This window comes from Thauera aminoaromatica S2 (assembly GCF_000310185.1).
GTDB lineage: Bacteria > Pseudomonadota > Gammaproteobacteria > Burkholderiales > Rhodocyclaceae > Thauera > Thauera aminoaromatica.
Genome location: NZ_AMXD01000250.1, coordinates 1 through 2358, shown reverse-complemented (window position 1 = coordinate 2358; position 2358 = coordinate 1). Strand labels below are relative to the sequence as shown.

The 2358-nt window shown below is 73.6% G+C and carries 3 protein-coding genes; 2 read left to right on the top strand and 1 reads right to left on the bottom strand.

The window, feature by feature from the left end; all coding sequences use genetic code 11:
- A partial coding sequence (locus C665_RS19280; protein WP_004328217.1) for a GTP cyclohydrolase II occupies positions 1-835 on the top strand: 835 nt, incomplete at its 5' end.
- A gap of 32 nt (positions 836-867) precedes the next feature.
- On the opposite strand, the gene C665_RS19275 is transcribed toward C665_RS19280, so the two are convergent.
- On the bottom strand, positions 868-1695 hold the full coding sequence (locus C665_RS19275; RefSeq protein WP_004328214.1) for a creatininase family protein: 828 nt from the start codon (positions 1693-1695) through the stop codon (positions 868-870).
- 134 nt (positions 1696-1829) lie between these two features.
- Here C665_RS19275 and C665_RS19270 point away from each other — a divergent pair.
- The coding region (locus tag C665_RS19270) for a hypothetical protein (RefSeq protein ID WP_004328213.1) at positions 1830-2358 on the top strand (529 nt) is incomplete at its 3' end.

The window sequence follows — 2358 nt, the reverse complement described above, 5'->3', positions numbered from 1 at the left end:
GCGCGCCGCCCTGCGCCTGCTCGGGCGCGCCCAGCGGGTGCCGGCGGCGCTGGTGTGCGAAGTCGCGCCCGATCGCGCCGCTGCGGTTGCGGCCACGGTGGCGAGCGGCGATCTGCTCGCGGTCGATGCCGCCGAGGCCATGCGCCTGTGCGAGAGCGGCCCCGGCCGGCTCGCCCGCATCAGCGAGGCGCGCGTGCCGCTGGCCGAGGCCGAGAACAGCCGCTTCGTGCTCTTCCGTGAAGCCGACGGCGTGCACGAGCACGTCGCCATCGTCATCGGAGAGCGCGCGAACTGGCCCGAGGACGTCCCGGTGCGCCTGCACTCGTCCTGCCTCACCGGTGACCTCTTCGGCAGCCTGCGTTGCGACTGCGGCGAGCAGCTGCGCCGCGGCGTGGCAGCGATCGACGCGCTCGGCGGCGGCGTGCTGCTCTACCTCTCGCAGGAGGGTCGCGGCATCGGCCTGGCCAACAAGCTGCGCGCCTATGGCCTGCAGGACGAGGGACTGGACACGATCGACGCCGACCAGGTGATCGGCTTCTCCAAGGACGAGCGCGACTTCCGCATCGCCCACGAGATGCTCGACGAGCTCGGCATCGACCGCATCCTGCTGCTCACCAACAACCCGAGCAAGGTCGCCGCGCTGCAGAAAGCCGGCATCCACGTCGTCGGCCGGCGCGCGATCTACGGCGAGGTCACCGCGCAGAACCAGCGCTACCTCAGGACCAAGGCCAGCCGTCACGGCCACTGGCTCAACGATCTGCTGAACGAGCAGGGCGAGCCGGGCGACGACGAGCCCGCATGCCTGCCCGCCGCGGACGCCGCGCACCGCGCCTGAGGCGCGGCCTCCAGGCCGGCCATGCGGCCCGCTCAGCGCTGCTCCGGCGCCGGTGCGCACGTCACCAGCGCTTCGAGGTCGAAGTCGTGTGCCTCTTCGACGATGCGCGCGAGACGGCTCGCGAAGTGTTCCACCAGGCGCGCCCCGAGCGCGGCGTCCGCCAGGCGAGGATCGCCGCAGGCCCCCGAAGGATGAAGGTCCTGCGCCATCCAGGCGAAGCCGGCCTCGCCCTCGGGGCCGAGCAGTCGCCCCGCCGCCGCCATGCGCGCCCCCAGCGACTCGAATCGATCGACCGCATCGCGCCTCACCTTGTGCGGCGCCAGATGCATCATCAGCGCGGTCTCCAGCGCGCCACCATGCAGGCCGTGGCGCAGTTCGTCCGCCGGCAGCGCGGCGGGTGGCGGCGGGAAGCGGAAGGAATGCGCGCGCACCACCAGCATGCGCTGCGCGGCGCGCAGCTCGAGCGCGGCCAGGTCCACCAGCGCCTTGTTGCCGCCATGGGTGTTGAACAGCACAAGGCGGCGCAAGCCGGCGCGCGCGACGCAGGCACCGATCTCCACCACGCTCGCCAGCGCGGTCTTCGCGTCGAGCGCGAGCGTACCGGCAAAGCCCGTGTGTTCCAGGCTGCACCCCACCGCGACCGGCGGCAGCACGCACAGCGGCAGGCCCGCGCGCAGCTTCGGCACGGCCGCCTCGAGCAGGCCGAGGGCGATGTCGAGGTCGGTCGACAGCGGCAGGTGCTCTCCGTGCTGCTCGATCGCGGCGAGCGGCAGCAACGCGACCGCATCGGCGCGGGCGAGCCCGGCAATGCGGCTCGGGGTCAGGTCCTGCCACCAGGGCAGCGCGGGCTTGGCGTTCATTTCGGTCGGTCTCCCGGGGGGCATCGGCTGTCCCGGATCATAGCCGCACTCGGCCACGGCCCGACGTCGCCGTGTCCCGCGCCCTGGTGCCGACCCGCGCGCCCGCGCTTTGCCGCACGCGGCGGAGGGGTCGCATGAGCGCACGGGCGCGTGATCTTGTGCTCGGCACGCTCCTGCCGCTGCTCGCGCTCGACGCCTTGCTGGTGTTCGACAACGCCTGGCCGACGCTGTGGCCGCGGCCGACGCCGGCCGTCTCGATCGAGCTCGCCTTCGCCGTCGCCGCACTGGTGCTCTTCGCCGCCTGGCGGAAACACGCAGCGCACGGCCTCGTGCGCGTGCTCGCGGGGCTGGCCACGCTGTGGATCGTGCTGCGCTACGTGCAGGTGACCGTCCCCGCGCTGTTCGGCCGCCCGCTCAACCTCTACTGGGACCTGCCCCACCTCGGCGCCGTGCTCGACATGGGCGGCGACGGTCCGGGCGCGAAGGTCCTGCTCGCGCTCGCGCTCGGTATCCTCGTCGTGCTGGTACTGCATCGCGTGGTGTCGGCCTGCGTGCGTGCCCTCGCACGCAGCGCGGCGGCACCGGGCGCGCGTGCGCTGCTCGGCGGTGTCGCGGGCGCGGCAATCCTGCTGTGGGCGCTGGCGCCGTGGCCCGGCCCGCTCG

What these genes read in the sequence shown, in the direction of transcription:
- C665_RS19275 (WP_004328214.1), bottom strand. Translation starts at nt 1,695, where the DNA reads ATGAACGCCAAGCCCGCGCTGCCCTGGTGGCAGGACCTGACCCCGAGC.